The sequence below is a fragment of the Nocardioides agariphilus genome (assembly GCF_015352445.1).
GTDB classification, from domain to species: Bacteria; Actinomycetota; Actinomycetes; order Propionibacteriales; family Nocardioidaceae; genus Nocardioides; species Nocardioides agariphilus.
Window position 1 is genome coordinate 57592 of the sequence record NZ_JADKPO010000022.1, and the last position, 26198, is coordinate 83789.

The 26198-nt window shown below is 70.3% G+C and carries 28 protein-coding genes; 16 read left to right on the forward strand and 12 right to left on the reverse strand.

Annotation, left to right across the window (positions count from 1 at the left end; all coding sequences use genetic code 11):
• The first annotated feature begins 4 nt into the window (after positions 1 to 4).
• A complete protein-coding gene (locus ISU10_RS15845; RefSeq protein ID WP_194697387.1) occupies positions 5 to 514 on the forward strand; it encodes a type III secretion system chaperone family protein in 510 nt (169 codons plus the stop codon).
• Here ISU10_RS15845 and ISU10_RS15850 read toward each other — a convergent pair.
• The 4 genes from ISU10_RS15850 to ISU10_RS15865 form a co-directional block, all read right to left on the reverse strand.
• The gene (locus ISU10_RS15850; protein WP_194697388.1) at positions 482 to 835 is read right to left on the reverse strand and encodes a DUF1304 domain-containing protein; all 354 of its coding nucleotides are present in this window, start codon (positions 833 to 835) and stop codon (positions 482 to 484) included. The genes ISU10_RS15845 and ISU10_RS15850 overlap by 33 nt on opposite strands.
• Positions 836 to 847: 12 nt before the next feature.
• Positions 848 to 1816, reverse strand: coding sequence for a DMT family transporter (locus ISU10_RS15855; protein ID WP_370865496.1), 969 nt, complete (start codon positions 1814 to 1816; stop codon positions 848 to 850).
• 76 nt (positions 1817 to 1892) lie between these two features.
• Positions 1893 to 2570: a winged helix-turn-helix domain-containing protein gene (locus tag ISU10_RS15860; RefSeq protein ID WP_194697389.1), complete on the reverse strand. Its 678-nt coding sequence runs from the start codon at positions 2568 to 2570 to the stop codon at positions 1893 to 1895.
• Positions 2567 to 3709, reverse strand: coding sequence for a sensor histidine kinase (locus tag ISU10_RS15865; RefSeq protein ID WP_194697390.1), 1143 nt, complete (start codon positions 3707 to 3709; stop codon positions 2567 to 2569). The genes ISU10_RS15860 and ISU10_RS15865 overlap by 4 nt, the downstream gene beginning before the upstream one ends.
• A gap of 122 nt (positions 3710 to 3831) precedes the next feature.
• On the opposite strand from ISU10_RS15865, the gene phoU reads away from it, so the two are divergent.
• A complete protein-coding gene (gene phoU, locus ISU10_RS15870) occupies positions 3832 to 4488 on the forward strand; it encodes a phosphate signaling complex protein PhoU (RefSeq protein ID WP_194697391.1) in 657 nt (218 codons plus the stop codon).
• A gap of 35 nt (positions 4489 to 4523) precedes the next feature.
• On the opposite strand, the gene ISU10_RS15875 is transcribed toward phoU, so the two are convergent.
• The 3 genes from ISU10_RS15875 to ISU10_RS15885 are packed head-to-tail and all read right to left on the reverse strand — an operon-like array spanning position 4524 to position 6534.
• Positions 4524 to 5267 (reverse strand): phosphoglyceromutase, encoded by a 744-nt coding sequence (locus ISU10_RS15875; protein WP_194697392.1) that lies wholly within the window; start codon positions 5265 to 5267, stop codon positions 4524 to 4526.
• Positions 5264 to 5794 (reverse strand): hypothetical protein, encoded by a 531-nt coding sequence (locus ISU10_RS15880; protein ID WP_194697393.1) that lies wholly within the window; start codon positions 5792 to 5794, stop codon positions 5264 to 5266. The genes ISU10_RS15875 and ISU10_RS15880 overlap by 4 nt, the downstream gene beginning before the upstream one ends.
• Before the next feature lie 44 nt (positions 5795 to 5838).
• Complete coding sequence (locus tag ISU10_RS15885; RefSeq protein WP_194697394.1) at positions 5839 to 6534, reverse strand: UbiA family prenyltransferase; 696 nt, start codon at positions 6532 to 6534, stop codon at positions 5839 to 5841.
• A 214-nt stretch (positions 6535 to 6748) separates the two neighbouring features.
• On the opposite strand from ISU10_RS15885, the gene ISU10_RS15890 reads away from it, so the two are divergent.
• Entirely contained in the window at positions 6749 to 7234 is a 486-nt protein-coding gene (locus tag ISU10_RS15890) for a CarD family transcriptional regulator (protein ID WP_125037520.1), read from the forward strand.
• A 70-nt stretch (positions 7235 to 7304) separates the two neighbouring features.
• Positions 7305 to 7886 carry a 2-C-methyl-D-erythritol 4-phosphate cytidylyltransferase gene (locus ISU10_RS15895; RefSeq protein WP_194697395.1) on the forward strand — a complete coding sequence of 194 codons (582 nt, stop codon included), beginning with the start codon at positions 7305 to 7307 and terminating at the stop codon, positions 7884 to 7886.
• Here ISU10_RS15895 and ISU10_RS15900 read toward each other — a convergent pair.
• A complete protein-coding gene (locus tag ISU10_RS15900; protein ID WP_194697396.1) occupies positions 7870 to 8565 on the reverse strand; it encodes an IspD/TarI family cytidylyltransferase in 696 nt (231 codons plus the stop codon). The genes ISU10_RS15895 and ISU10_RS15900 overlap by 17 nt on opposite strands.
• A 127-nt stretch (positions 8566 to 8692) precedes the next feature.
• On the opposite strand from ISU10_RS15900, the gene nirD reads away from it, so the two are divergent.
• Complete coding sequence (gene nirD / locus ISU10_RS15905; protein ID WP_194697397.1) at positions 8693 to 9046, forward strand: nitrite reductase small subunit NirD; 354 nt, start codon at positions 8693 to 8695, stop codon at positions 9044 to 9046.
• A gap of 17 nt (positions 9047 to 9063) precedes the next feature.
• Here nirD and ISU10_RS15910 read toward each other — a convergent pair whose 3' ends face one another.
• Positions 9064 to 11916 (reverse strand): M4 family metallopeptidase, encoded by a 2853-nt coding sequence (locus tag ISU10_RS15910; RefSeq protein WP_194697398.1) that lies wholly within the window; start codon positions 11914 to 11916, stop codon positions 9064 to 9066.
• 157 nt (positions 11917 to 12073) lie between these two features.
• Between ISU10_RS15910 and ISU10_RS15915 the strand changes: the two genes are divergently transcribed.
• Positions 12074 to 13312, forward strand: coding sequence for a zinc-ribbon domain-containing protein (locus ISU10_RS15915; RefSeq protein ID WP_194697399.1), 1239 nt, complete (start codon positions 12074 to 12076; stop codon positions 13310 to 13312).
• On the forward strand, positions 13309 to 14154 hold the full coding sequence (locus tag ISU10_RS15920; protein WP_194697400.1) for a hypothetical protein: 846 nt from the start codon (positions 13309 to 13311) through the stop codon (positions 14152 to 14154). The genes ISU10_RS15915 and ISU10_RS15920 overlap by 4 nt, the downstream gene beginning before the upstream one ends.
• A 57-nt stretch (positions 14155 to 14211) precedes the next feature.
• On the opposite strand, the gene ispF is transcribed toward ISU10_RS15920, so the two are convergent.
• Entirely contained in the window at positions 14212 to 14721 is a 510-nt protein-coding gene (ispF, locus tag ISU10_RS15925) for a 2-C-methyl-D-erythritol 2,4-cyclodiphosphate synthase (protein WP_194697401.1), read from the reverse strand.
• A gap of 31 nt (positions 14722 to 14752) precedes the next feature.
• Here ispF and ISU10_RS15930 point away from each other — a divergent pair, with 31 nt between their 5' ends.
• On the forward strand, positions 14753 to 16312 hold the full coding sequence (locus ISU10_RS15930) for a molybdopterin-dependent oxidoreductase (RefSeq protein ID WP_370865498.1): 1560 nt from the start codon (positions 14753 to 14755) through the stop codon (positions 16310 to 16312).
• Between the two features lie 6 nt (positions 16313 to 16318).
• Here the strand turns inward: ISU10_RS15930 and ISU10_RS23880 are convergent, their stop codons facing one another.
• Complete coding sequence (locus ISU10_RS23880) at positions 16319 to 17497, reverse strand: C39 family peptidase (RefSeq protein WP_370865499.1); 1179 nt, start codon at positions 17495 to 17497, stop codon at positions 16319 to 16321.
• A gap of 118 nt (positions 17498 to 17615) precedes the next feature.
• Here ISU10_RS23880 and cysS point away from each other — a divergent pair, with 118 nt between their 5' ends.
• From cysS to ISU10_RS15950, 3 genes are read left to right on the forward strand one after another with little or no spacing between them, the layout of a single operon-like run.
• Entirely contained in the window at positions 17616 to 19085 is a 1470-nt protein-coding gene (cysS, locus tag ISU10_RS15940) for a cysteine--tRNA ligase (protein ID WP_194697404.1), read from the forward strand.
• Positions 19086 to 19097: 12 nt separating this feature from the next.
• Positions 19098 to 20048, forward strand: coding sequence for a 23S rRNA (guanosine(2251)-2'-O)-methyltransferase RlmB (rlmB, locus tag ISU10_RS15945; RefSeq protein WP_194697405.1), 951 nt, complete (start codon positions 19098 to 19100; stop codon positions 20046 to 20048).
• Positions 20049 to 20058: 10 nt separating this feature from the next.
• On the forward strand, positions 20059 to 21627 hold the full coding sequence (locus tag ISU10_RS15950; RefSeq protein WP_194697406.1) for a metallophosphoesterase: 1569 nt from the start codon (positions 20059 to 20061) through the stop codon (positions 21625 to 21627).
• 39 nt (positions 21628 to 21666) lie between these two features.
• On the opposite strand, the gene ISU10_RS15955 is transcribed toward ISU10_RS15950, so the two are convergent.
• Positions 21667 to 22287: a hypothetical protein gene (locus ISU10_RS15955; RefSeq protein WP_194697407.1), complete on the reverse strand. Its 621-nt coding sequence runs from the start codon at positions 22285 to 22287 to the stop codon at positions 21667 to 21669.
• 62 nt (positions 22288 to 22349) lie between these two features.
• Here ISU10_RS15955 and ISU10_RS15960 point away from each other — a divergent pair, with 62 nt between their 5' ends.
• From ISU10_RS15960 to ISU10_RS15980, 5 genes are all read left to right on the forward strand, one after another.
• Positions 22350 to 23510 (forward strand): acyl-CoA dehydrogenase family protein, encoded by a 1161-nt coding sequence (locus tag ISU10_RS15960; protein ID WP_194697408.1) that lies wholly within the window; start codon positions 22350 to 22352, stop codon positions 23508 to 23510.
• A 158-nt stretch (positions 23511 to 23668) separates the two neighbouring features.
• Entirely contained in the window at positions 23669 to 24355 is a 687-nt protein-coding gene (locus ISU10_RS15965) for an energy-coupling factor ABC transporter permease (RefSeq protein ID WP_194697409.1), read from the forward strand.
• Positions 24352 to 24621 carry a PDGLE domain-containing protein gene (locus tag ISU10_RS15970; RefSeq protein ID WP_194697410.1) on the forward strand — a complete coding sequence of 90 codons (270 nt, stop codon included), beginning with the start codon at positions 24352 to 24354 and terminating at the stop codon, positions 24619 to 24621. The genes ISU10_RS15965 and ISU10_RS15970 overlap by 4 nt, the downstream gene beginning before the upstream one ends.
• A 1-nt stretch (position 24622) precedes the next feature.
• The gene (gene cbiQ / locus ISU10_RS15975; RefSeq protein ID WP_194697411.1) at positions 24623 to 25291 is read left to right on the forward strand and encodes a cobalt ECF transporter T component CbiQ; all 669 of its coding nucleotides are present in this window, start codon (positions 24623 to 24625) and stop codon (positions 25289 to 25291) included.
• Positions 25288 to 26031 (forward strand): energy-coupling factor ABC transporter ATP-binding protein, encoded by a 744-nt coding sequence (locus ISU10_RS15980; RefSeq protein ID WP_194697412.1) that lies wholly within the window; start codon positions 25288 to 25290, stop codon positions 26029 to 26031. Before cbiQ ends, ISU10_RS15980 begins: the two co-directional genes overlap by 4 nt.
• Positions 26032 to 26198: the final 167 nt, after the last annotated feature.

The following is a 26198-nucleotide window of genomic DNA, read 5'->3' on the forward strand; positions in this document are numbered from 1 at the left end:
TCGGGTGGATCCAGCCGAGGTCGTCCGCCAGCACCTCACCGACCACGACATCGCCTTCACCGAGCCCGCCGACGGGGTCTTCAGCTTCTCGCTGCCCGGCGAGCGCAAGCTGCAGACAGCGGTGCGCCTCGACCTCGGTCCCCACGCGTTGGGCGTGCACGCCTTCGTCTGCCGGGCACCTGATGAGAACCACGAGGCGGTCTACAGGTGGCTGCTCGAACGCAACCTGCGGATGTACGCCGTCGCGTTCGCCGTCGATCGGCTCGGCGACATCTACCTCGACGCCCGGCTGCCGCTGGCGGCCGTGACGAGCGATGAGCTCGACCGGCTGCTCGGTTCGGTGCTGTCCTACTCCGACGAGTCGTTCAACACGATCCTGGAGCTCGGTTTCGCGTCCTCGATCCGCAAGGAGTGGGAGTGGCGCAACCTGCGCGGCGAGTCCACGGCCAACCTGGAGGCGTTTCGCGGCTGGCTGGAGACCTCAGGCGGCGAGCAGGACGAACAGCAGCGCTAGGGCGGCCGGGACCGCCTGCACGACCAGGATCCGGCGGCTGACCGTCGCCGCGCCGTACAGCCCGGCGACGATCACGCACAGCAGGAAGAAGACGGTGACATCCTGCTTGTCGGCCACGAGTCCCCAGACCAGGCCGGCCACCAGGAAGCCGTTGTAGAGACCCTGGTTGGCGGCGAGGGTCTTGGACTTCTCCGCGAACTCGGCGTCGGTGCCGAAGGCGGCTCGGCCTGGTGGCTTGGTCCACAGAGCCATCTCGAGCACCACGATGTAGACGTGGATCAGGGCCACGACGGCGACCAGGAGGGCTGCGACGACGCTCACGGCCGCAGCATGTCAGCGCGTGGGTGTGATGGTCGAGTCGTCCGGCACGATCGGCTCGTCGGATGTCGGTGGTCGAGCCACCCCGATGGACGAGGGGCGTGTCGAGCCCCGGCGGGCGACGGCGACGCCGAGGAGCGCGAGCACCCCACCGGCGTAGGCGATCGTCGGCGGCGCCTCGGACAGGAACACCAGCCCCATCACGATCGTGATCGGCGGCACGAGGTAGGTCGTCACGCCCAGGCTCGAGGCGCTCATGTGGCGCAGTGCGTAGGCGAAGGTCGTGAACGCGATGGCCGTCGGGAAGACGCCGAGGTAGACCACCCAGAGGATCGACGACGTCGGTGCGGCGCGAGCGTCGTCGACGAGCTGGGCGACGAACGGCAGGCAGACCACCGCGCCGACGCTGCAGGCGAGCCAGGTGATGTGGAGCGCCGGCAGGCGTGCCACGAGCGGCTTCTGCAGGATCGCGCTGACGGAGTAGACGACGGCGGCGACCAGGCACAGCGCAACCCCCAGCAGGTCGCGGCTGCCGCCGCCGTCGTCGGCGAGGCCGATCAGCGCGACGCCCGAGAAGGCCAGCGCCAGCCCGAGCGCGAGGTAGGTGGTGAACCGCTCGCCGAGGAAGATCGTGGCGAGCACGGCGATCAGGATCGGGGAGACCTGCAGCAGCATCGACGCCGTGCCGGCATCGACGTGGTGCTCGCCCTCGTTGAGCGCGACGTTGTAGATGCCGAACCACAAAACGCCGATCGCCACGATCGAGGCCCACTCGCGTCGCGTCGGACGCGGCAGCGCGCGGAGCTTGGGCGCCGCGAAGGCACCCAGCGCGAGCGACCCGACCAGCAGACGGCCGAGGGAGAGCGAGCCGGGCGTGAAGTCCTTGCCGAGGTGGCGGATCGCCACGAAGGCCGAGGCCCACAGCACCAGCGTCACGGATACGCCGGCGATCGGCAGCCAGGATCTTGCGGGCGTTGCGTTCACCCGCCAAGCCTAGGAACGACCACCGAGGCAGGACACGCGGTTATCGGACGGGGTACGCCGATATCCCGCCGAGTTGTCAGAGGTCGAGCTTGTAGCCCAGCCCGCGCACGGTCACGAGGTACTTCGGCTCGGACGGATCCGGCTCGAGCTTGGACCGCAGGCGCTTGACGTGCACGTCGAGGGTCTTGGTGTCACCGACGTAGTCGGAGCCCCAGACGCGGTCGATGAGCTGGCCACGGGTCAGCACCCGGCCGGGGTTGCGCAGGAACATCTCAAGGAGCTCGAACTCCTTGAGCGGCAGGCGCTGCTCGGACCCGTCGACGGTGACGACGTGGCGCTCGACGTCCATCCGCACCGGCCCGGCCTCGAGGGTCATCGGGGCCAGCTCGGGCTCCTGGCCGCGCCGCAGCACGGCGCGGATGCGGGCGACGAGCTCGCGCGGCGAGTAGGGCTTGGTGACGTAGTCGTCGGCGCCGAGCTCGAGACCGACCACCTTGTCGACCTCGTCGTCCTTGGCGCTGACCATGATCACCGGCACGTTGGAGGTGGCCCGGATGTGGCGGCACACCTCGGTGCCGGGCAGCCCGGGGAGCATCAGGTCGAGCAGCACGATGTCGGCGCCGTGCCGGTCGAACTCGCTGAGCGCATCGGGTCCGGTCGCCGCGATGGCGACGTCGTACCCCTCCTTGCGCAGCATGTAGGCAAGAGCGTCGGAGTAGCTCTCTTCGTCCTCGACGACGAGAACACGAGTCATGTGAGTACTTCCTGGTTGGCGCGCGGAAGGGTCAGGGTGAACGTCGACCCCTGCCCCTCGACCGACCACACGCGGATCTCTCCACCATGGGTCGCCGCGACGTGCTTGACGATGGACAACCCGAGGCCGGTGCCACCCGTGGACCGGTGGCGCGCGGGGTCGACGCGGTAGAAGCGTTCGAAGATGCGGTCCAGTTCCCCGCTGGGGATGCCGATGCCCTGGTCGACCACAGAGATCTCGACCATGCCCTCCTCGGAGCCGTTGCCAGGCTTGGCGGTGACGAGCACCGTGGAGTCGGACCCGGAGTAGGCGACCGCGTTGGCCACCAGGTTGGCCACGGCGGCCCGCACCTGCTCCTCGTTGCCGAACACCTTGAGGCCGTGGGTGCCGCTGATGGCGATCTGGATGCGCCGGTCAGCCGCGTCGATGGTCGAGGCGTCGACGGCGGCGGCCACGACGTCGTCGACCGAGACCACGACAGGTTCGTCGAGCGGGTCGTCGTCTTGGAGCCTCGACAGCTCGATGATCTGCTGCACGAGGCGAGACAGGCGGTCGGACTCCGTCGACATCCGCCCGGCGAACCGGCGTACGGCGACGGGGTCGTCGGCCGCGTCGCACACGGCCTCTGCCAGCAGCTTGATCGCCCCCACCGGGGTCTTGAGCTCGTGGGAGACGTTGGCCACGAAGTCGCGCCGCACGGTCTCGACCCGTCGCTCGCGCGTGCGGTCCTCGACGAGCGCGAGCACCAGGGTCGAGGAGAGCGGGGCGACCCGGACGGTGACGTGGCGGGGGGCCGCTCCCTGGCGAGCCATCAACAGCTCGGTCTCGCGGATCTCGCCGTCTCGGCGTACTTGCGAGACCAGGTCGGCGAGCTCGCGGGAGACCAGCGTGGTGCCCGAGACCAGGCCCATCGCGTAGGACGGAGCGCTCGCCTTCAAGACGGTGTCGTCGGCACCCACCACGACCGCCGTGCTCCGCAGCACCGAGAGCACCGAGGCGACCCCCTCCGGCACCGCGGGTGCGTCCAGCTCGGGTGGACTGTGCTGCTGACGCTCGCTGACGTGCCACGCGAGGACGCCGCCGCCCGCCACGAGCGCACCGATGAGCGCCGCGAGGAATGCCTGCGTGGTCGCGTCCACATTCATGATCGTACGCAGGGTGCGCCCCGCAACCCGCTTCCGCGACCGCCTCTCGATGAGTGTTCACCGCGCGTTCACCGCTTGACGCCAAGTGGTCACCGAGCGCCCGTACGGTCCGCTCTATGCGTGAGGCCTTCCATGACCAGCTCGACTCCATCTTCGCCGACCTCGCCGACGTGTGCGGCAACGTCCAGCAGGCGGTGCGGCTGGCCACCCAGGCCCTCCTGACCGGCGACGCCGAGAAGGCCGAGGAGGTCATCAGTGCCGACTCCGTGATCGACGAGGCGACCGTGCGGGTCGAGGACAACTGCTTCTCCCTGCTGTCCTTGCAGCAGCCCGTGGCCGGCGACCTCCGGGTCATCGTCTCGGCGCTGCGGATGGTCAGCGAGCTCGAGCGGATGGGCGACCTGTCGGTCCACGTGGCCAAGATCGCGCGCCTGCGCGTGCCGGCGATCGCCGTACCGGACCAGGTGCGCCCGACCGTGGCCCGGATGGCCGAGGTGGCCGAGGACATGGTCGCCCGCGTGGCCCAGATCATCACCGAGCGCGACGTCGAGGCCGCGATCGTGCTGGGTCGCGACGACGACGAGATGGACATGCTGCGACGCACCAGCTTCAGCCAGCTGCTCTCCGACGACTGGGAGCACGGCGTGGAGGCCGCCGTCGACATCGCGCTGCTCGGCCGCTACTACGAGCGCATCGCCGACCACGCCGTCTCGGTCGGCAACCGCGTGGTCTTCGTCGTTACCGGGCAGTTCCCGGTCAGTACGGAGGCCTAGTGCGGCACTAGCCACCGCCGAGCGGAGCCCGACCGCTACCTACCTTGGTTGGCCACCGCGGCCGCAGCGGCAGCGGCGGCTTCGGGGTCGAGGTACTCGCCGCCCGGCACGGTGGGGCGCAAGTCGTCGTCGAGGCGGTAGACCAGCGGCATGCCGGTCGGGATGTTGAGGCCGGCGATGTCGTCGTCGCTGATCGAGTCGAGGTGCTTGACCACGGCTCGCAGGCTGTTGCCGTGGGCGGCGACCAGGACCCGCTGGCCGGCCTTCAGGTCGGCGACGATGTCGGAGTCCCAGTAGGGGAGCATCCGGGCGATGACGTCCTCGAGGCACTCGGTGCGGGGCATCTCGTCGCCCAGGCCGGCGTATCTCGGGTCGCCGACCTGCGACCACTCGTTGTCGTCGTCGATGGGCGGTGGCGGGACGTCGTAGGAGCGGCGCCACAGCATGAACTGCTCCTCGCCGTACTCGGCGAGGGTCTGCTTCTTGTCCTTGCCCTGCAGCCCGCCGTAGTGGCGCTCGTTGAGACGCCACGAGCGGCGCACGGGGATCCAGTGGCGATCGCAGGCGTCGAGGGCGAGGTTGGCCGTGGTGATCGCGCGTCGCAGCAGCGAGGTGTGGACGACGTCGGGGAGAAGGCCGGCATCGGCAAGCAGCCGGCCGCCGTTGACGGCCTCGCCGCGCCCCTTGTCGTTGAGGTCCACGTCGACCCAGCCGGTGAAGAGGTTCTTGGCGTTCCACTCGCTCTCGCCGTGGCGAAGCAGGATCAGCTCGTAGGTCATGAGGCCGAAGCGGTCGCGGCGGGGGATGGCACGCCGGTGCCGTTGTCGAGCCCGGTGTACTCGTCGTCCGCGTTGACCACGTGGACGTCCAACTGGGCGGTGTCGCCGTTGTCGAAGCTCAGCGTCGCGTTGATGAAGTCGCCGGCCTGGAAGTCGCCCGACACCTTGATGCCCTGACCGTCGGCGAGGTTGACCAGGCCGTGTGCCGGCACCTCGATCGGCGAGAAACCGGCCACCTGCACCGTGGAGCTGGACCCGAAGTCGAGTGACTCGAGGGAGATCGGCTTGGTCGTGTCGTTGTTGGACAACGATGCGACGAACGTGCCGGATCCCGCCTCGCCGGAGACGATCAACGCGTTCAGGACGTCGACGACGCCGTCCTTGTCGTTGGTGCCGTTGACGATGTTGTTCTCCTTGTCCGTGGCGTAGTTGAAGCCACAGGCGGAGACACCGGGTAGGGCGAGAACGAGCGCTCCGATGCAGACGGCGAGCTTGCGGCGCGAGAGCCGACGGTCCATGGGGTTCACAGGCCTTCGTTGGTCGACGGGTGGCGAGCGACAGCCTAGCGACCCTACTGCCGCAGGCCGACCGTCGTCCCGGTCACCACCAGGGAGGCCGCCAAGAACACCGTGACGCCGATCGCGATCCACAGCAGCCGCGGCGCCCCGAGGCGCAGTCCCAGCCTCAGCGGCAGGTGGCGCAGCCCGTCGACGTTGTCGTCGACCAGGTCGGGCAGGGCCAACAAGACGTGGGCGGCGACGCCCAGCAGGGCGGCCAGGACGGTCACCAGGATGGTCGGTGGGTCGCCTTCGGCGCGGCCGCCCCACCCGCCGTAGGACAAGAACGCGGGCAGCAGGCCGAACGAGACCGCCCAGGGCAGCCACGAGAGCGCCGTACGGCGCAGCACGACGTTGCCGAGCAGTGCCGCCAGCACGGACATCAGGTAGGCGAGTCCGGCCGTCACACCGTTGGCGAGGGCGAGCGGGACGAGCAGGAGCACCCCACATGCCAGCGCGAACCACGCCGTGCCAGGTTCCAGCACCCCCGACGCCACCGGCTTGCCCGCGCGCTGGTGACCCGCGTCGCGGCGTCGGTCGGCGAGGTCGTTGTGCCAGCCGATCACCGCCTGGCCCACCAGGACGGTCGCGGCCACCAGGGCTGCCTCGCGCGTGGGCCGGCCGCTGGCCAGGGCCGCGACGGCCAGCACGAGAGCCGTCGCCAGGGCGTGCAGCGGGTGCGCAGCGCGGACGAGGTGCACCGGCCACATGCTCGCCAGTATCGGCCCCAGGACGAGGCAGCGACGAGGTTCCAGGCATGAATCGCGCAGGACCGGACCAGGGTCCGCGCCTGGCCGAGCACCCCGCGACGGCACAGAAAAAGGGTCTTGTCAAGCCCGCAAAAGGCCTCTGACCTGCACAAACGTGCCGGTCGCTCATTTTCTGACGTGTTAGACTGGTCACCTGGAAAGGGGTACTGAACATATGACCTTCACCGTCGGCGAAACGGTTGTCTACCCGAACCATGGGGCCGCAGTCATCGAAGACATCGAGATGCGCACGATCAAGGGGGAGGACCGGCAATACCTCGTCCTTCGGATCGTCGCTCAGCAGGACCTCGTGGTCCGCGTCCCGGCGTGCAACCTCGACTTGGTCGGGGTTCGCGACGTGGTCGACAAGGAGGGCCTGGACCGCGTCTTCGACGTGTTGCGCGCCGCTCACGTCGAGGAGCCGACCAACTGGTCGCGTCGCTACAAGGCCAACCTCGAGAAGCTCCACAGCGGTGACGTCATGAAGGTGGCCGAGGTCGTCCGCGACCTGTGGCGCCGCGAGCGTGACCGTGGCCTCTCGGCAGGAGAGAAGCGGATGCTGGCCAAGGCTCGCCAGATCCTCGTCTCCGAGCTGGCCCTGGCCGAGCACACCAACGAGGACAAGGCCGAGGCGATCCTCGACGAGGTGCTCGCCTCCTGAGGTAGTCCAACTGCATCAACCACTAGACGCCCCGTCCGGTCTCACCGGACGGGGCGTCTACGTTGTGCCCATGAGCGCGATGGAGGTCTGGCCCGACGCTCAGGTGATCGGTCTGGGACGAGTGCTCGACGAGGGTCGCGGTTCCCTGCCGTTCGCTCTCGTGCACGGCGAGGCGTTGGTGACCACTGCCACCTGGGCGTTGTCGGCGGCCGGCGTGCTGCCGGTCGACGCCAGGACCGCGGTCGAGGGTCTCGCCGACGCCGACCTCCCACTGGTCCTGCACGACTCGCTGTGCCCGATGACGCCGCCGGAGTTCATCGCCGCGTGCGTACGTCGAGCCGTCGCCGACGACGTCGTGGTGGCGGGCGTGCGTCCGGTCACCGACACGGTCAAGACCGTCCGTGACGGGTGGCTGGGGCAGACCGTCGACCGCGATGTCCTGGCGCGCGTGGCGTCCCCGGTCGTCGTGCCCGCCAGCCGGGTGACCACCGATGCCGCGTTGCTCGCCGACCCAGCGCTCGACCTCGCCTTGCTGGTCCAGGCGCTGCGACGTGGCGGACCGGTCGAGCTCCTCGAGGCGCCGGCGCAGGCCTCGCGGGTCTCGACGACAGATGACGTGCGGCTGCTGGAGGAGCTCAGCCGGCCGACGTGAGCAGGCGTGCGGCGAGCTCGACGTCGCCGGGAAAGGTGACCTTGAGGTTGGACTGCGTCGAGGGCACCGCGACGACCGGCACGCCGGCGTACTTCTCGACGCACGACGCCGTGTCGGTGCCGGTGAAGCCGTCGGCCTCTGCGGCGCGGTAGGCCGCCAGCAGCTCGACGGCGCGAAAGGCCTGCGGCGTCTGCACGGTCACCAGCTGGTCGTGGCCCACCTCCGCGCCGTCGCGGCGTACGACGGATTCGAGGGGGACGACGGGCACCGCGCCCCCGTGCTCGCGAGCTGCCGCCAGGGTCCGGGCGAACAGGTCGTCGTCGGCGAGCGGGCGCGCCGCATCGTGCACGGCCACGACGGTGATGGCGCCCGAGTCGATCTCGTCGGCGATGACGCGCAGGGCCTGCCACTCCGACGCGTGGCGGGTGTCGCCGCCGGCCACCAGCACCACCTCGGCCTCGCCGAGGTGGGGGGCGAGGGCCTGGCCCATCGCCTCGCGCTCGTCGCGACGGTGGACCACGACCACCCGTCGTACGTCGGGCAGCGCCAGGGCCGTGCGAACCGACCAGGCCACCACGGGCAGGCCGGCCACGACGGTCAGGACCTTGTTGAGCTCGCCGCCCGCACGAGTGCCGGAGCCGGCCGCCACCACGATCACTGCGGCGTCGGGCTCGGTCATGCGGGTCAGCCTAGGTGCTGGTGGTCACGAGGCTCGCCGGATCACTCCTCGTCCGGCGGGTGCCGTTGTTGACGCCGACGTAACACGCGGAAACACCACGACAACATCGCGGACCTAGCGTCTCGACATGAGCCCGACGGAGGAGTGGTCACCGGTCTGCCGGGTCGCCGAGCTCGAGGTCGAGCGCGGGGTGAGCGCGCTGGTGCACGGGCAGTCGATGGCGATCTTCCGCTCGACGGACGGTGACGTCTACGCCCTGGGCAACCACGACCCGTTCGACCGGACCGCGGTGCTGGCCAAGGGCATCGTCGGCAGCCGGGACGGCGTGCCGTTCGTGGGCTCGCCGCGCCACCGCCATGCCTACGACCTGCGGACCGGGCGCTGTCTGGACGACGAGCACGTCTCGGTGCCGACCTATGAGGTGCGGATCGTCGAGGGGGTCGTGCTCGTCGGGCGCAGGCGTGAGGTCAAGGCCTCCTGAGCCCAGCACCCCGAGGATCACAGGCCGGAGGGCAGCTTGACCTCCATGATGTCGTCGCCACCGAAGACGCCGTCCTGCCAGACCAGCCTGCTGCCCGAGATCGAGGGGAAGCCCTGCTGGCCGCGCTCCTCGAGCGGGCTGTAGATCTTCCCGGTCTTGAAGGAGTAGAGGTAGAGGTCGGTGTCGGGCATCTGGCCACCGATGGCCTTGCTCACGCCACCCGGCAGGCTGTCGACGGCGACGGGGAACACGGCGTACTCGGCGTTGGCGGCCGCCCCGAACGGGAACGCGAAGTCGCTCACGTGCGTGGTGCGCCCGTTGGTCGTGAACACATCGGCGGACTGCTTGCTGTCGACGGCGACGAGGTTGGGGCCGTAGGCCGCCAGCGACAACACGCTGCCCGACATGCTGCCGACCAGGCCGAACTGGTTGGTGCCGGGCTTCCAGTAGACGACGCGGCCCTGGCTGGTGCCGAACGCGACGGTGCCGCCGCCAGCGGCCACCGCGGTGACGTCGTCGCCACCCAGACCGTTGACGCGGGTGCGGGTGACCTTGCCGCGGTCGTCGACGTAGCTGAGGGTGTTCGTCTCTGCCGTCCACCAGGCGGCGCCGTCCTCGGAGCCGCCCAGACCAGCCACGAACGTGGAGTACTGCAGGTTCTCCAGCTTGGTCGTGCGTCCGCCTCGCTGGTGCAGCATCACGGCCTCACCGGAGTTGGTCAGCTCCATGGTGACCAGCGAGTCGCCGGCCCAGGCGATGTCGTAGGTCATCGGGTTGGAGGAGAGGCCGCCGCTGACCGACGGGGTGCCGGGGCCGCCGACGGGGTTGATCCACGCGGTGTTCTTGCCGGACACCACCGGGCTGACCTCGGACTGCGGCTTGTTGCTGAGGATGCTGCCGGCGACCGGGCCCGGGTCGTAGCAGCCTCCGCACAGGTCGCTCTGGTCGAAGACCTCCTTGGCCACCCTGATGATCGCCGCGTCCGCGCCAGCCTTGACGGCGGTGTCCTTGACCGCGTTGGCGGCGTCGAGCATCGAGGAGTTCGGGCCGAGCTGGTGGGTGAGGGTGTAGTAGACGATCAGGTCGAAGTCGGCGGCTCGCTGGGACAGGTAGGCGGGCTTGTTGTCGATCTGGGCCAGGCGGTTGCGGATCGTCCACAGTGCGTTGTTCCAGATGGCCGAGTTGAGATGCACGCCGCCGTTGTCGGTGATCCGGCCGACGGCGATGGTCCAGCGAAACGGCGGGTCGATGACGTTGAGGTAGTCGTTCATCGTGTTGCCGTTGAGCAGGTAGCGCGTGGCCAGGTCGCCGGACGGGTTGGCCGAGCAGAGCGACTGGGCACCGGTCACGTCGTCGCAGCCGTCCTCGCCGAGGGTGTCGCTGTCATGTTGGTAGAAGCGGTCGCCGATGACGTTGCCGAAGTAGTCGGAGAACGACTCGTTGAGCGCCCCCGACTGTCCGGTGTAGTTGAGGCCTGCCGTGGAGCTGGTGACGCCGTGGGTGACCTCGTGGCCCGTCACGTCGAGGGTGACCAGCTGCATCTCGCCGTGAGGTCCCTTGCAGGGGTTGCCGTAGACCATCTGCTCCAGCCCGGAGCTGAAGAAGGCGTTGCAGAACTGACCGTCGCTGAAGTTGACGGTCGAGAGCATCGAGGCGCCCTTGCCGTCCCAGGAGTTGCGCCCGATGCCGGCGTAGTAGTCGTAGACGACGCGGCTGATCTTCTGGGCGCTGATGGCGTCGGGGTCGCGGATGTTGGTGGAGTCCTCGACGTACTGGCGGCCGGGCAGGTCGGAGTTGCTGCTCGAGCCGTCGGCGGTGAAGGTGTAGATGCCGCCACGGCCCGAGGACGCCTGGTAGCTCGGGGTGGTGGTGTCGATCAGCGCCACGCCTTGGGGAGTGCGCAGGCCCTCGGCGGTGACCTTGCCGATGTAGGGCGCGTTGCCGCTCACCTCGACCGGCTGGCCCTTCGGTGCCGCGAGGCTGGCAAGGACCATCTGGGAGAGCTTGCGCGAGACCCGTGGGGAGGCCTTCGACAGCAGCTTGCTGTAGACCGCCGGGGCGGCGAGCTCGGCCGTGGTCGGCCGCACCTCGATGAGGTCGGCCGTGACGGCGTCCAGGTAGTAGAGACCGTCGCTGAGCTGGACGCCCGCCCCGGACTTGCCGGCGGCGAAGACGTTGACCTCCCACGCGAGCATGCCGGTCTCGCGCGGCAGCACGACGAGGCGAGGCGTGCCCTTGACCTGGCCGTTGCTCAGGCGCACGGCCTCTCGTTCGGCCAGTCGCGGCGGAACGCGTGGGTCGGTGAGGACGTCGAGGCCGGGGTAGACCCGGCCTCGCACGATGTTGAGGCGGGCCTGCTCCTCGTCGCCGCCGAGGGTCATCACCAGGCCGCCGTCCAGGACCGGCACGCCGGCGATCTCCTGCGGAGCCCGGAGCACGATGCTGCCGCTTGCGTCGATCTCCCTCTCGCTCGGCACGACCACCGCATCGGCCGGCACGCCGAACAGGTCCTCGGCGTACTCCGCGAGGAAGGCCGCCGCGGTCTCGCGGGCGTCGGTGGCGTCGGCCGGGTCAGCCGGCGAGTAGCGGCCGCCCGACAGCTCGCCGAGATACCCCGTGAGGTCGTCCTGACGCCCCACCCAGCCCGAACCCGTGCTCGCGCGCAGCTTGTCGATGCCGCGCTGGAGGTCGGCGAGCCGCCCCGAGACGTCGGCGTCGGGGGCGCTGTTGGCGTAGGCGGCCGAGGCGATCAGCGTCCGGGGACCCGGATCTGCGTCGCTCCCGATGCCCCGGTCGTCGCATGCCGTCATCGCGAGCACCAGTGCGGCGACAGCCGGCATGGCGAGGAGTCGGCCCCATCGTCGCCTCATGATGGGAGATCCTGCCGCAACCAGGGGCTCCCGGTCGCCACTTTCTCCGACCGGATCGTGCCGAAATCCCTTCCGCAGCATCGCTGCGCCAAATAGCCTGCCCTCGACATGTCCTGCCGACGGTGTGCCCCACACCTCGTGAACGAGAGGTAACCCCGTGGCCTGTCCCACCTGCTCCACCGAGAGTCCGGAGGTAGCGCTCTACTGCTACCGCTGCGGGGCCTCTCTGCGTGGTAGCGCATCGACGCGAGCCGGCTCCTATGCGGTGCAGTCGTCGGAGGGCGTGAACCAGTTCGCCCTCATCTCGACGATCCTGCCCCACTCCAACCGGCAGACCGCCGACAACTACCGCTGGGCGATGATCCTCAGCGCCGTGCTGATCGTGGCGGCGACGGGGTTGGGTCTGCTGCCGATCGCGGTAGCGTCCGCGGCCTTCCTGATCCCGATCGTCTACCTGGTCTACGTCTACGACGTGAACATGTGGGAGGACGCACCGGTCCCGGTCGTCGCCGCGTTGTTCGTCGGCACCGGCGTGCTGTCGGTCCTGGTGACCCTGTTCTTCTTCCGGTGGGTCTTCGAGGACGAGTTCAACACCTTCGCCGCGGGCTCGCGCGTCGGCATCGACTCGCTGTCGCTGCCGGCTCTGCTGATCTTCGCCGTGCTGCTGCCGATCGTGGCCGAGATCGCCAAGAACCTCGGCGCCGTGTTCTTGGCGACGCGGCCCCAGTTCGACGACATGGTCGACGGCTTGACCTTCGGCATCGCGGCTGGCACGGCGTACGCCGCCCTCGAGACGATCGTCCTCTACTCCTCGGTGTTCACCTCCGCCGACTTCCGCACCACTGACGGCCTGGCGTCCTGGGCCGTCGTGGTGGTGAACCTGATGGTGGTGAAGTCCCTCATCTACGGCACTGCGACCGGCATCGCGGTGGCCGCGTTCTCCGGGAAGGGCGAGGGGTACGACGGGTTCAAGCCGTCGTACTTCGCGGCGTTCGGGCTGGCTGTCGCGGCCAACGTCGGCTACTGGCTCGGCGTGCGCATGCTGTCCTACGTGCCGTTCGGCCAGGCCCTGGGCCTCCTGTGGGGCTTCGTCATCCTCACCGTGCTGGTCCTGCGGATCCGCGTGACGATGCAGGCCGCGCTCCTGGAGGCCGCTGTCGAGGACGCCGTCCGCACGGACGGGATCAGGTCCAAGCGGGCCACGGTCGACGACAGCGTCTGCCCGGAGTGCGAGAACCCCCTGCTCGACAACTCCAACTTCTGCATGGTCTGCGGCACCTCGGTGCGCTCCAGCAGCCACCAGGCGCGGCGCCGCATGAGCGCGTCGGCAGGCGGCGGGCCGGGCGGCGGGCCGGGCGACGGGCCGGGCGATGGGGCGACGGGGGGTGCCGCATGAGCGGGCAGTCGAGTCCCTTCGCCTCGAGTCGGGGCAGCACCATCGGCCTGATCGTGGCCGGCGTCGTCGCGGTCGGTGCCCTGGGTGGTCTGGCAGGAGCGGTGTTCAACGACGACGCGAAGCTGAGCCCTCCGAAGGGCGGTCCGGGCGTCGTCATCCAGCCGGGAGCCGACGGGGACACTGACGGGGGCACTGACGGGGGCACTGACGGGGCCACCGACGGCGGGGGAGGCATCCTCGACCCCGACCCCGTGGGCAGTGCCGAGCCGTCGCCGGGTGGGTCGGAGTCCACCGAAGGGTCCAGCGACGGGCCCTCGATCGCGCCGTCTGACGGGTCGAACTCCTTGGCAGGCGGCATCGACCTCGGCTCGGACGACCAGAGCGTGGTCACGATCGGCAACGGCGTGCAGGTGCCGGTGCTCGATGGCTGGGAGGTGGTCGGCCAAGGTGACGTGGACGTGCTGCTCGGCGACGGCCAGAACACCTTCGTCTACGCCATCACCGGCACGGTCGACCCGTCGACCGACGCAGCCTCGGTCATCGCCGCCTCGCTGGAGGGGATCTTGCCGCAGCAGGCGTACACGCAGCTCGAGAAGACCGACATCGCGCCGCTGCAGTCGTTCGGCTCGGTGGTCTCGATGGCCGGCATGCAGTACCGCGCGATCTGGACCGACCAGCAGGCCTCCGTTCCGCTCCAGGGCCTGCTGATCTGCGCCGTACGCCAAGACGGCACCGCGATCATCATGACCGCCGAGCACGCACCCCCCGAGGAGTTCGAGCAGTCCGTCGACGCCTGGGCCCCGGTCGTCAACGGCACCCTGACGCTGTTCGGCGGAGTGTGATCCCTCGCCGTCAGTGACGTACCGGCTGTCTCAAGGGCCGTCGAGACAGCACGTACGTCACTGACGGCGTACGACGAGGGCTGTGGCGATCGCTGCCACGCCCTCGCCACGGCCGGTGAGGCCCAGGCCGTCGGTGGTGGTGGCCGAGACGGTCACGGATGCGCCGGCCGCCTCGGACAGCGCGGCCTCGGCCTCCGAGCGGCGCGAGCCGAGGCGCGGGCGGTCGCCGATCACCTGGACGGCGACGTTGCCGATCGCGAAGCCCGCATCCCGTGCACGGCGCGCGGTCTCGGCGAGCAACGCCACCCCGGACGCACCTGCCCACTGGGGGTCGGCCGTGCCGAACTGCGAGCCGAGGTCGCCCAGGCCCGCGGCCGAGAGGATCGCGTCGCATGCGGCGTGAGCCGCGACGTCGCCGTCGGAGTGCCCCTGGAGTCCCTGGTCCTCGTCGGGCCAGGCCAGCCCGGCCAGGTGCATGGGCGTACCTGGGGCCAGGCGGTGTACGTCGATGCCCACGCCGACCCGAGGAAGCGGGACGTCACCGGGTCGTAAGGCGTCTGCGTGCACGCCCCGATCATGCCTGAGCCAGAATCGAGGGGTGAGTGCATCCGGCCATCCCAGCAGGCCTGCTTGGTGGGTGGCGGGCGTCGTCGCTGGCGGCGCGGGGCTAGCCGCGAGCTACTTCGCGGCGATGGTGATGAGCATCCGCGAGTCGCCGGTGGTGGCCGTGGCGGAGCTCATCATCAAGCTCACACCTGGTCCGATCGCCGAGAAGGCGATCTCGATCGTGGGCCAGCGTGACAAGCCGCTGCTCGTCACGGGGATCCTCGTCGGCCTCGCCCTGGTCTTCGCCTTGACCGGTGGCCTGGCCCGGCGTTCGTGGTGGCTGACCATGGTGGGGGTCGGCTCGGTCTCCCTGCTCGGCGGCGTCGCCGTCGTGGTGCAGCACGGTTCGGAGTCGACCGACCTGATCCCGGTGGTGGTCGGCTTCGTGGCCTGGGTGGTCTGCCTGTCGGTCCTCACCGAGAGCCTGCGCAGCGGCGAGCGGGACGCATCTGTGTCGGGCACGGCCACGGGACCCGACCAGCCGGGCGGCCTGCCGCGACGAGGCTTCCTGGTCGGCGCCGGGCTGGTGGCGGCTGCGTCGGTGGGCGTCGCCGTGCTCGGCAGGGTCATCGGACGAGGTCGGCGGCAGGTCGAGGCGGCCCGCCGCCTGCTGCGCCTCCAGGGCGTGAGCGCGCCCGAGCCGCCGCCCGGCGTCTCGCTGGACGTCGCCGGCATCACCTCGTGGCAGACGCCCAACGACGACTTCTACCTGATCCACACCGTGCTGATCCCGCCCGCGATCGACCCGAAGGACTGGAGACTGCGCATCCACGGCATGGTCGAGCGAGAGGTGGTGCTGACCTACGAGGACCTGATGGACCGTGAGCTCACCGAGGGCTGGGTGACCCTCAACTGCGTGTCCAACCCCGTCGGCGGCGACCTGATCGGCAACGCCTGGTGGAGCGGCGTTCGCACCGCCGACCTGCTGGCGGAGGCCGGCGTGAAGGACGGTGCCGACGCCGTGCTGCAGACCTCGGACGACGGCTGGACGTGCGGCACGCCGGTCGCCGCGCTGACCGACGACCGCAACGCCATGCTCGCCGTCGGCATGAACGGCGAGGCCCTCCCGATCGAGCACGGCTTCCCGGTGCGCACCTTGGTGCCCGGCCTCTACGGCTTCGTCTCGGCCTGCAAGTGGGTGGTCGACTGGGAGGTCACCTCGTTCTCGGAGTTCTCGGCGTTCTGGACCGACCGCGGTTGGTCGGAGCAGGCGCCGGTGAAGATCGCCTCGCGCATCGACGTACCTCGCGACGGCGACGAGGTCGACGCCGGCGACGTGCGGGTCGGCGGCATGGCCTGGGCCCAGCACACCGGCATCGGCGCGGTCGAGGTGTCGGTCGACGGCGGGGCCTGGCAGCCGGCCGAGATCGCCTCGGCCACCAACATCGACAGCTGGGTGCAGTGGACCGCGAACGTTGCGGTCGAGAAGGGCAACCACATCCTGCGGGTGAGGGCGACCGACAGCGACGGCCTGGTGCAGACCGGCGCGGTCGCCGACGTGATCCCCGATGGCGCGACCGGCTGGCACCAGGTGTCGGTCCAGGTGACCTGAGCCCGGCTACCAGTTGGCCTGCGTCGAGGCGGCTGGCAGCGGATGCGCGGCGTCGTGGATGACGTAGACGGTGCCACCGGACGTGGGCAGCCAGGCGTTCTCGAACTGGGCGCGGTCATAGACGTGTCGCACGCCGGCGTTGGTCTTGGCCGCCGGGTCGTTGACGATCGGGTCACCGCTCGCGGTGAAGCCGATGATCACCAGCAGGTGGCCGTTGGACGACGACACCGGCGCGCCGGTCAGCTCACCCGACCCCCACGAGACCGAGGCCACCACGGGGATGCCCGCGGCGACGAGCTTCTCCGCCTCCCTCAACGAGCGCAGCCGCGTCACGAACGCGTCGCCGGCGAGCCGGGCGGCGTACGCCGTGTTGAACGGCCAGTTGCCCGTGCCCTCGTAGTCGGTGTCGTAGGTGCGCCGGGCGGCGTAGTCGACCCACGGGTCCGGGTGCCCGGCGGGCACGAAGCGATAGGCAGACGGCCGGGGCAAGGCGTCGTAGTAGCCCAGCACCATCGAGGTCGAGGTCGGCGAGCACCAGGCCTCACCGCCGCCGCCCCACTGGGAGTAGTCGCCGGCGTGGACCATCTGGGAGTACGACGGCACGTCGAGCTCGGTGCCGACGTTGCGCGTGGGCGTCGACACGGCCACCGTCGCCACGCGCGGCAGGCGGCTGGCCACGGCGCCGACCATCGACACGGTCGGGCCGCGGGTGCCGGCCTTGCGGTAGAGCGAGAGACGCAGCTGCCAGGAGACCAGGCCGCCGGTGCCGCGCACCTTCCAGGTGTCGACGTCGACCGAGGCGAGGTCGTCGGACTGGGGTGAGGTGGTGGTGCGGCGCACGTAGCGGTCGCCCGCGGCCCACCGGCCCAGCAGGTCCCACGAGCTCTGCGTGCCCTGGGCGTTGCGGCCGCGGACCTCGACCTCGATGAACGAGTCGCCGGGGGTGCGGGCCGACCAGGACGCGATGAGCTCGGTGAAGGCGAAGGTGGAGGTCTGCCACGGCGCGGTCCAGCGGGCCCGCTCGTAGGTGCGGCCGGCGTACTGGCTCTGGCCCGCCCGTGAGCCGAAGACGATCGCGCCGTCACGGACGAGGGTGCCGCGGTGGTGTCCGGCGGCCAGGCCTTGACCTGCGAAGCGCGTGAAGGTGATGTTGCGCTTGGCCGTTGCTGCCGACGCCGACGTCACGGGCGCGAGGCTACTCAACGAGACCAGGAGGCCGGCCACGAGCAGGGTCACCAGGGCGCGCGGGCAAGCGAGCGGCCGAGAAGAAGGGCAAAGCATCGTTCGACCATAGACTTTCCCGGTGACCCTCAGGCTCTACGACACCGCGACCCGCGAAGTCCGTGACTTCGTGCCCCTCGAGGAGGGGAAGGCCGGCATCTACGTGTGTGGCCTGACGGTCCAGTCCGAGCCGCACGTGGGTCACGTGCGGTCGGCGGTGAACTTCGACGTGCTGCGCCGGTGGCTGACCCACCAGGGCTACCAGGTCACCTTCATCCGCAACGTCACCGACATCGACGACAAGATCCTCGCCAAGGCCGCCGAGCAGGGTAGGCCGTGGTTCAACCTCGCCTACGCGATGCACCGCGAGCTCGACAAGGCCCTGGCATCGATCAACGTGCTCCCGCCGACCTACGAGCCCAGCGCCACCGCTCACGTGCCCGAGATGCTCGAGCTGATCCAGACGCTGATCGCCAGGGGCCACGCCTACCCCGCCGAGGACGGGTCGGGCGACGTCTACTTCGACGTGCGGTCCTGGCCGGCCTATGGCGAGCTGACCAACCAGGGCGTCGACGACATGGCCCCGGCTGAGGACGCAGACCCGCCCATGATGGCCAGGAAGCGGGACCCGCGCGACTTCGCCCTCTGGAAGGGCTGGAAGAAGGAGTCGGAGCCCGAGAGCGCGGCCTGGCCCTCGCCCTACGGACCCGGACGTCCCGGCTGGCACATCGAGTGCTCGGCGATGGCCGGCAAGTATCTCGGCACGGCCTTCGACATCCACGGCGGCGGCGTCGACCTGCGCTTCCCCCACCACGAGAACGAGCAGGCGCAGTCGCGCGCGGCGGGCCACGCGTTCGCGTCGTACTGGCTGCACAACGCCTGGATCACCACTGCCGGCGAGAAGATGAGCAAGTCGCTCGGCAACTCGTTGCTGATCCCCGAGGTGCTCAAGCGGGTGCGCGGGATCGAGCTGCGGTTCTACATGATCGCCGCCCACTACCGCTCGCACGTCGAGTTCTCCTTCGAGGCGCTCGACGAGGCGGCAGCCGGGTTCCGCAGGATCGAGAACTTCCTCGACCGCGCTGCCGCGATCGGCATCGGGCACGACGAGCGGCCGACGTCGCCGGCTCGCGTGGGCGCCCCCGCCGACGTACCCCTTCCCGATGCCTTCGTGGCTGCGATGGATGACGACCTCGGCACGCCCGCTGCGGTCGCCGTCCTCTACGACACGGTCCGCGAGGGCAACAAGCTGCTCGCCGACGGCCCTTCGCCGGCCCTGATCACGGCTGTGCGTCAGGTCGTCGACATGCTGGGTGTGCTGGGTCTGGACCCCACCGATCCCGGCTGGCCGAGCGCCACCTCGTCGAGTGACAGCCGCATGGCCGCGGCCGTGGACGCGCTCGTCCAGGGGCTGCTCGCCGAGCGTGCCGACGCGCGGGTGGCCAAGGACTGGGCCCGAGCCGACGCTATCCGTGACCAGATCAAGGCTGCCGGGATCGAGGTCGAGGACACCCCGGCCGGTCCCGTGTGGACCTTGCCGACGACAGGGTGAGAGAAGTGACCAGTGCCCGGTAACTCAGCGCGCCGAGGCGCGATCCGCAAGACCGCCAAGAAGCCGACAGCCGGCTCCGGAGGTCGCGTCAAGCGCGGCCTCGAGGGAAAGGGCCCGACGCCGAAGGCGAAGGACCGACCCAACCACAAGGTCTACAAGCAGAAGGCCAACGCAGAGAAGGCCGCAGCCGCTCGGCCACGCCGCCGCAACACCGGCGGGGAGGCCGAGTGGATCGCGGGCCGCAACCCGGTCGTGGAGGCGTTGCGGGCCGGCGTACCGGTCAAGACGTTGTACGTCGCCGAGGGGGCCGAGCGAGACGGCCGGTTGCGCGAGGCGTTCAAGCTCGCCAGCGAGCACCACATCGGCCTGCTCGAGGTGACCGGCCGCGAGCTCGACCGGCTCACCAGCGGCGCTGTGCACCAGGGGCTGGCGGCGAAGATCCCGGCCTACGAGTACGCCCACGCCGACGACCTCCTCGACCGTGCTGCCGAGGCGGGTGAGCCGCCGCTGATCGTCGCGCTCGACTCGGTGACCGACCCGCGCAACCTCGGGGCGGTCGTGCGCAGTGCAGCAGGCTTCGGTGCCCACGGTGTGCTCGTGCCCGAGCGTCGAGCGGCCGGGATGACCGCGTCCGCCTGGAAGACCAGTGCCGGAGCGGCTGCGCGGATCCCGGTCGCCCAGGCGGTCAACCTGGTGCGGCAGCTGAAGTGCTATCAGGAAGCCGGCTGCATGGTCGTCGGCCTGGCCGCCGACGGCAACGTCAGCCTGCCCGACCTCGACCTCGGTGACGGACCCCTCGTCCTCGTCGTCGGCTCCGAGGACTCAGGTCTCTCCCGCCTGGTCGCCGAGACCTGCGACCAGTTGGTCTCGATCCCGATGGCCGGCCAGGTCGAGTCGCTCAACGCGGGTGTCGCCGCGAGCGTCGCGCTGTACGCCGTGTCGCAGGCCCGCGTCGCTGGTTGAGGTGGCCCCCGTGGCCAATGCGCGACGGCGCCGCTACGCCGGCGCCGCCGTGGCGGTCGCCGTCTGGTTCGTGGTGGCGCTGCTCGCGGCGATGGCGGCCTTCCTCGGCAGCAGCCGCACGCTGGTGCTGGCGACCCACGACGCGAACCTCAGGCCCTCCCTCACCGGTTACGTCGTGCTGCACACCGGACCGGTGCTGCCCGACGTACGTCAGCCGTCCGGGAGCCGGATCGGCGTCGACATCACGCTCGGCAAGACCGACGCCACCTCCGTCGACGAGCTGCTCCAGCGCTATGCCGCCATCGCCAGCCAGCCAGAGGGCCAGATCGCGAAGGTGCGCGAGGCGCTCGGCGACATGGTGGTCGCGGCGGCCCTCCGGGGCGCGCTCGTGGGGCTGATCCCCCTGGGGTTGTGGTGGCTGGTGGGCCGACGGCGGCGCGACGAGCTCCTCCATCGCGCGCGGCGGCTGCGACTGCTCGAGGTCGGGCTGGTGCTGATGCTCGCCGTGGTGCTGTGGTGGGAGCCGTGGTCCGACGAGGACCCGACCGTGTTCGCCGGACAGGACTGGGTCCCCCTTGCCGACTTCCTCGGACCCGAGGTGCCGCTGCCCGACGAGGTGTCCGACATCGAGGTGCTCGGCGACGTCACCACCAACCAGACCAGGCGGCTGATCGAAAGCGCGATCTCGACCTACGACCAGAGCAAGACGTTCTACACCGCGGCGGCGCAGGCGGCCGCCGGGCTGGAGCTGCGTCAACCCGCCGCGGACGAGACCGTGGCGCTGCTGGTCTCCGACCGTCACGACAACATCGGCATGGACCAGGTGGCCCGTGCGGTCGGCGACGCGGGCGGCGCGACGATGGTGCTGGACCTCGGTGACGACACGTCGGTGGGCCGGACGTGGGAGGCGTTCAGCCTGGACTCGGTGACCTCGGCGTTCGAGGACTACGACCGGTTCGGCGTGGCGGGCAACCACGACCACGGGTCGTTCGTGCGCGGCTACCTGGGCGAGCACGGGTGGACCATGCTCGACGCAGAGACGTTGATCGGGCCGGCGGGCATCCGACTCCTCGGCGTCGACGACCCGCGCTCGAGCGGCCTGGGCAACTGGCGCGACGAGACGGGGCTCTCGTTCGCCGAGGTGGGCGACCGGCTGGCCGACGTCGCGTGCGAGGCCCAGGACCTCGGGCGCCGGGTCGCCACGCTGGTGGTGCACGACGCCAACCTCGGGGCCGCGGCCCTGGCGCGCGGGTGCGCCGACCTCGTCGTCGGCGGGCACACCCACGTGCAGGCGGGCCCGACCCGGGTCGTGGGCGAGAACGGCGCGACCGGCTACAGCTACACGACCGGTACGACGGGCGGCGCGGCCTACGCCTTCGCCCTCGGCAGCAAGCCACGACGTCCGGCCGGGGTCTCGCTGGTGACCTACCGTGACGGGCGTCCCGTCGGCGTCCAGGCCGTCACCTTGCAGACGACCGGAGTGTTCGAGGTCGGTGACTTCGTCTCACTCGCGCCGACCCCGCCGTTGACCGACGCGACCGCGCCGGAGCAGCCACTGACGAGCACCCCCTCCGGTTGAGGACGGCCTGGCTGGGCCAGTCGCCAAGACCGCGCCACCTCAGTGGAGGAGGAGGTACGCGCCGACGCCTGCCGTGTAGAGGTGGGCCCAGAAGGGCGGGTTGAACGGCCCCGCGAACCGCGTCGCCACGAGGCCGATGGCGAAGGCGAGCCCCCACCCGACGCCGACCCAGCCGAGCCACGTCGGCAACGGGTCGGACTGGAGGACGGCGAGCCCCAGCACGGCGGATGCGGCGTACGCGCTGAGCATGTGGACGCAGTACAGCGCTCCGGCCCATCGGTCGTAGACGATGAAGCCGTCAGAGACGTCCCCGTCAGCGGCTGCTCGCTCCGCCGCCCAGGGCACCACGGTCAGTCGAAACGCGATCGACGCTATCCAGCAGACCCCACCGGACACGTACACCGCTGCCGCCATGCCGGCGAGGGCTGATGCGATGGGCTCTGCCAGGATCTGCGCCAGGCCGGCCAGCCCGGCGGAGGTGACGAGCACTCCTGCCACCATCCACACGTGGATCCAGGTCCAGCGGCGGCGGTCCCGGTGGACGGCGAGGAGCGACTCCGGCAGTGGGCGCTGGTACTCCAGCCGCCATGCCGAGGCGCCCACCAGAAAGATCCCCAGTCCGGCGACGAGGACGCCCCCGACCAGCACCGAGCCCTCCACCCGGGCATCCTGCCAGGAGCAGGCGCTCGGGGCGGGATAGTAGGGACGCCTAGTATCGGCGGATGGCCACGACCGTCGACCGACTGCTGCCGACCGAGGAGGCCGAGGCGCTCCTCGAGCTCACGCGCGAGCTGGCGACCAAGGAGCTGGCCCCGCAGGTGCACGACGCGGAGGAGAACGGCGAGTTCCCCGCGGCGGCGTACGCCCTGCTCGGCAAGTCGGGGCTGATGAGCCTGCCGTTCGCGGAGCAGTACGGCGGCGGGGAGCAGCCCTACGAGGTGTACCTCCAGGTCGTCGAGGAGATCGCCGCCGTCTGGCCGAGCGTGGCCGTCGGCCTGAGCGTGCACACGCTGACCGCCTCGGTCGTCGCCGCCAACGCGAGCCAGGAGCAGTGCGCGACGTGGCTGCCGAGGATGCTGAGCGGCGAGTGGCTGGGGGCCTACTGCCTCTCGGAGCCGCAGGCGGGCTCCGATGTGAGCGGCATCAAGACGCGCGCGCGGCTCGACGGCTCCGCTGACAACGGGGAGTACGTCGTCTCCGGCACCAAGCAGTGGATCAGCAACGGCTCGTGTGCCGACTACTACATCCTGTTCGCCCGCACCGGAGACCATCCGACGCGGGGCCTGAGCGCGTTCGTCGTACCTGCGGACACCGCGGGCATGTCGTTCGGCGCCCCGGAGAAGAAGATGGGCCTGGCGTGCGACGTCACCACGCAGGTGCTCTTCGACCAGGCGCGGATCCCGGTGGGCCACCGGATCGGCGAGGAGGGTGACGGCATGAAGGTCGCTCTCTCGGCGCTCGACTCGGGCCGGCTGGGCATCGCCGCGGTCGCCACCGGCCTGGCGCAAGGAGCCATGGCGCTGGCTGTCGGCTACGCGCGCGAGCGCCAGCAGTTCGGCAAGGCGATCGGGGAGTTCCAGGGGCTGCAGTTCCTCCTCGCCGAGCTGGGGGTCGAGGTCGAGCGTGCCCGGGCGACGTACCTCCACGCGGCACGGCTCAAGGACGCCGGCCGGTCGTTCTCCCGGCAGGCCAGCATCGCCAAGCTCTGTGCGTCGGATGCCGCGATGCGGGTCTCGACCGAGGCGGTGCAGGTGCTCGGGGGCAACGGCTACACCCGCGACTATCCGGCCGAGCGCTACTTCCGCGACGCGAAGGTGACGCAGATCTTCGAGGGCACCAACCAGATCCAGCGGATGGTGATCGGCCGAGATCTCCTCAAGTGATGCCGCTGCTGCCGCCAGTCTGGACGTAGGCGGCAATCCGCAGACGAGTCGGCGTCGAACCACTGTCGAGAGCCGATCCTTGTTGCAAGCGTCTTGCAACAACGTCAGCTTCTCCCTAGGGTCGAAGTGGCCGCACAACTCCAGGGGAGGGACCACCCATGCACGTGCCGGACGGCTTCCTCGATGCTCCGACGTCGGTGGCCACGGGGGCCGTCGCCGCGGTCGGCATCGCGATCGCCCTGCGCGGGGCCCGGCGTGAGCTCGACGACCGCACCGCGCCGCTGGCCGGCTTGGTGGCGACGTTCGTGTTCGCGACCCAGATGATCAACTTCCCCGTCGGTGCGGGCACCAGCGGACACCTGCTGGGAGGTGCGCTCGCTGCTGTGCTCGTCGGCCCCTACACCGGCCTGCTGTGCCTCAGCGTCGTATTCGTGGTGCAGTGCCTGCTGTTCGCCGACGGAGGCATCACGGCGCTCGGCACCAACATCCTCCTGATGGGCATCGTCACGGTCGTCGTCGGCTGGGCGCTGTTCAAGATCACCCAGGCAGTGCTGCCCAAGCGCGTCTCGATGGTCGCGCCGGCCGCGGCGATCGGTGCCCTGCTGTCGGTCCCTGTCGCCTCGCTCGCCTTCGTCGGCCTCTATGCGGTCGGCGGGTCCGTCGACATCTCGCTCGGCGCGCTGGCCACGGCCATGGTGGGTGTCCACACGCTCATCGGGATCGGCGAGGCGCTGATCACCTTCCTGGCCGTCGGCAGCATCGCGGCCGTGCGGCCCGACCTCGTGTACGGCGCACGGCCGGTGCTCGCGCAACGCACCCTCGTGCTCAAGGGAGCCGCGCGATGACCAAGGTGTCGACGCGCTGGCTCGTGGTGGCCGGGATCGCGGTGGCGCTCCTGGTCGCAGGGATCGGCAGCCGCTACGCCTCTGGCGACCCCGACGGCCTGACCAAGGTCTCCCAGGACCACGGCTTCGCGTCCGCCGGCACCTCTCACGACGGCCCGTTCGCCTACGGCGGCTGGTCAGGTGTCGTCGGAGTGGTCGCTGTGCTCGCGATCGTCTTGGTGCTCGTCCTCTTCCTGCGGCGGCGCCGCAGCTCCGACGAGGCCTGACGTGGGCTCCCCGCACGGGCACAAGCTCCACTTCCACGGCCACTCCTGGCTGCACCGCCTGCCGGCGCACGTGAAGCTGGTCGCCCTGGTGGTCTTCATGCTCACCGTGGTCGCGACGCCGCGAGGGTGGTTCCCCGTCTTCGGGATCTACCTGCTGGTGCTGGCCGCGCTCGTCGCCGTCTCGCACGTGCCCCCGACGTACCTCGCCAAGCGGATGGTGGTGGAGGTGCCGTTCGTGGTGTTCGCACTGGTCTTGCCGTTCGTGGCGACCGGGCCCCGCACCGACGTACTCGGGATCTCGCTGTCCGAGCACGGGCTCCTGGGGGCGTGGGGCCTGCTGGTCAAGGGCACTCTCGGCGTGCTGGCCAGCCTGCTGCTGGCGGCCACGACCGAGCCGCGTGCGCTGCTCGCCGGGCTCGAGCGGCTGCACGTGCCGTCGCTGCTCGTGCAGATCATGGGCTTCATGATCCGCTACCTCGACGTCGTCACCGACGAGCTGTGGCGGATGCACATCGCGCGACAGTCCCGCGGCTTCAGCGCTCGTGACCCACGCCAGTGGCCGGTGCTCGCGAAGTCGGTGGGCGTGCTGTTCATCCGCTCCTACGAGCGGGGCGAGCGGGTGCACCTGGCGATGCTGTCTCGCGGGTACGACGGGGGAGTCTCGCGGTGAGCACGCCCGTCCTCGACCTCCAAGGCGTGGCCTTCGCCTACCCCGACGGCCACCAGGCCCTGCACGGGGTGGACCTCCACGTGCATCAGGGCGAGCGCGTGGCCCTCCTTGGTCCCAACGGCGCCGGCAAGACCACCCTGGTCCTGCACCTCAACGGCATCCTCTCGCCGGGCCTGGGCACCGTGAGCATCTCGGGGCTCCCGGTGACCAAGGACAACCTCCTGGAGGTCCGACGCCGGGTCGGCATCGTCTTCCAGGACCCCGACGACCAGCTGTTCATGGGATCGGTCCGCGAGGACGTCGCCTTCGGCCCCCGCAACCTGGGGCTGCGCGGCCAAGAGCTCGACCGCCGGGTGATGGATGCACTCGAGGCGGTCGGCATGGCGGCCTATGCGGACCGTCCGCCACACCACCTCTCCTACGGTCAGCGTCGGCGGGTCGCCGTCGCGACGGTGCTCGCGATGCAGCCGGAGATCTTGGTGCTCGACGAACCCTCTTCCAACCTCGATCCCGCCTCGCGGCGCGAGCTCGCGGAAATCCTCACCTCGCTCGACGTGACGCTGATGCTGGTCACCCACGACCTGCCCTATGCGCTGGAGCTGTGCCCGCGCTCGGTGATCCTCTCGGACGGCGTGGTCGCCGCGGACGGCCCGACCCGGGACATCCTCGGCGACGAGCAGCTGATGGCCTCCCACCGGCTCGAACTGCCGTTTGGGTTTGTGCTGAGCAGTCGAGCGTGAGGAACGAACGCTCGGCGTAAACCCGGTGACGGACACGTCTGATGGGGGTGGTTTCGAGACGGTCGCTAGCGCGACCTCCTCAACCAGCGGGCGACGGGTCGCTGGCGCGACCTCCTCAACCGGCGGTGGGGGTGGTTTCGAGACGGGTCGCTGGCGCGACCTCCTCA

Bases quoted from the DNA above. Each gene is read 5' to 3' on its own strand.
- ISU10_RS15860 (WP_194697389.1), bottom strand. From the start codon at position 2,570: ATGACTCGTGTTCTCGTCGTCGAGGACGAAGAGAGCTACTCCGACGCT.
- phoU (WP_194697391.1), top strand. From the start codon at position 3,832: ATGCGTGAGGCCTTCCATGACCAGCTCGACTCCATCTTCGCCGACCTC.
- ISU10_RS15875 (WP_194697392.1), bottom strand. From the start codon at position 5,267: ATGACCTACGAGCTGATCCTGCTTCGCCACGGCGAGAGCGAGTGGAAC.
- ISU10_RS15885 (WP_194697394.1), bottom strand. From the start codon at position 6,534: ATGTGGCCGGTGCACCTCGTCCGCGCTGCGCACCCGCTGCACGCCCTG.
- ISU10_RS15890 (WP_125037520.1), top strand. From the start codon at position 6,749: ATGACCTTCACCGTCGGCGAAACGGTTGTCTACCCGAACCATGGGGCC.
- ISU10_RS15895 (WP_194697395.1), top strand. From the start codon at position 7,305: ATGAGCGCGATGGAGGTCTGGCCCGACGCTCAGGTGATCGGTCTGGGA.
- ISU10_RS15900 (WP_194697396.1), bottom strand. From the start codon at position 8,565: ATGACCGAGCCCGACGCCGCAGTGATCGTGGTGGCGGCCGGCTCCGGC.
- nirD (WP_194697397.1), top strand. From the start codon at position 8,693: ATGAGCCCGACGGAGGAGTGGTCACCGGTCTGCCGGGTCGCCGAGCTC.
- ISU10_RS15910 (WP_194697398.1), bottom strand. From the start codon at position 11,916: ATGAGGCGACGATGGGGCCGACTCCTCGCCATGCCGGCTGTCGCCGCA.
- ISU10_RS15920 (WP_194697400.1), top strand. From the start codon at position 13,309: ATGAGCGGGCAGTCGAGTCCCTTCGCCTCGAGTCGGGGCAGCACCATC.
- ISU10_RS15960 (WP_194697408.1), top strand. From the start codon at position 22,350: ATGGCCACGACCGTCGACCGACTGCTGCCGACCGAGGAGGCCGAGGCG.
- ISU10_RS15965 (WP_194697409.1), top strand. From the start codon at position 23,669: ATGCACGTGCCGGACGGCTTCCTCGATGCTCCGACGTCGGTGGCCACG.
- ISU10_RS15970 (WP_194697410.1), top strand. From the start codon at position 24,352: ATGACCAAGGTGTCGACGCGCTGGCTCGTGGTGGCCGGGATCGCGGTG.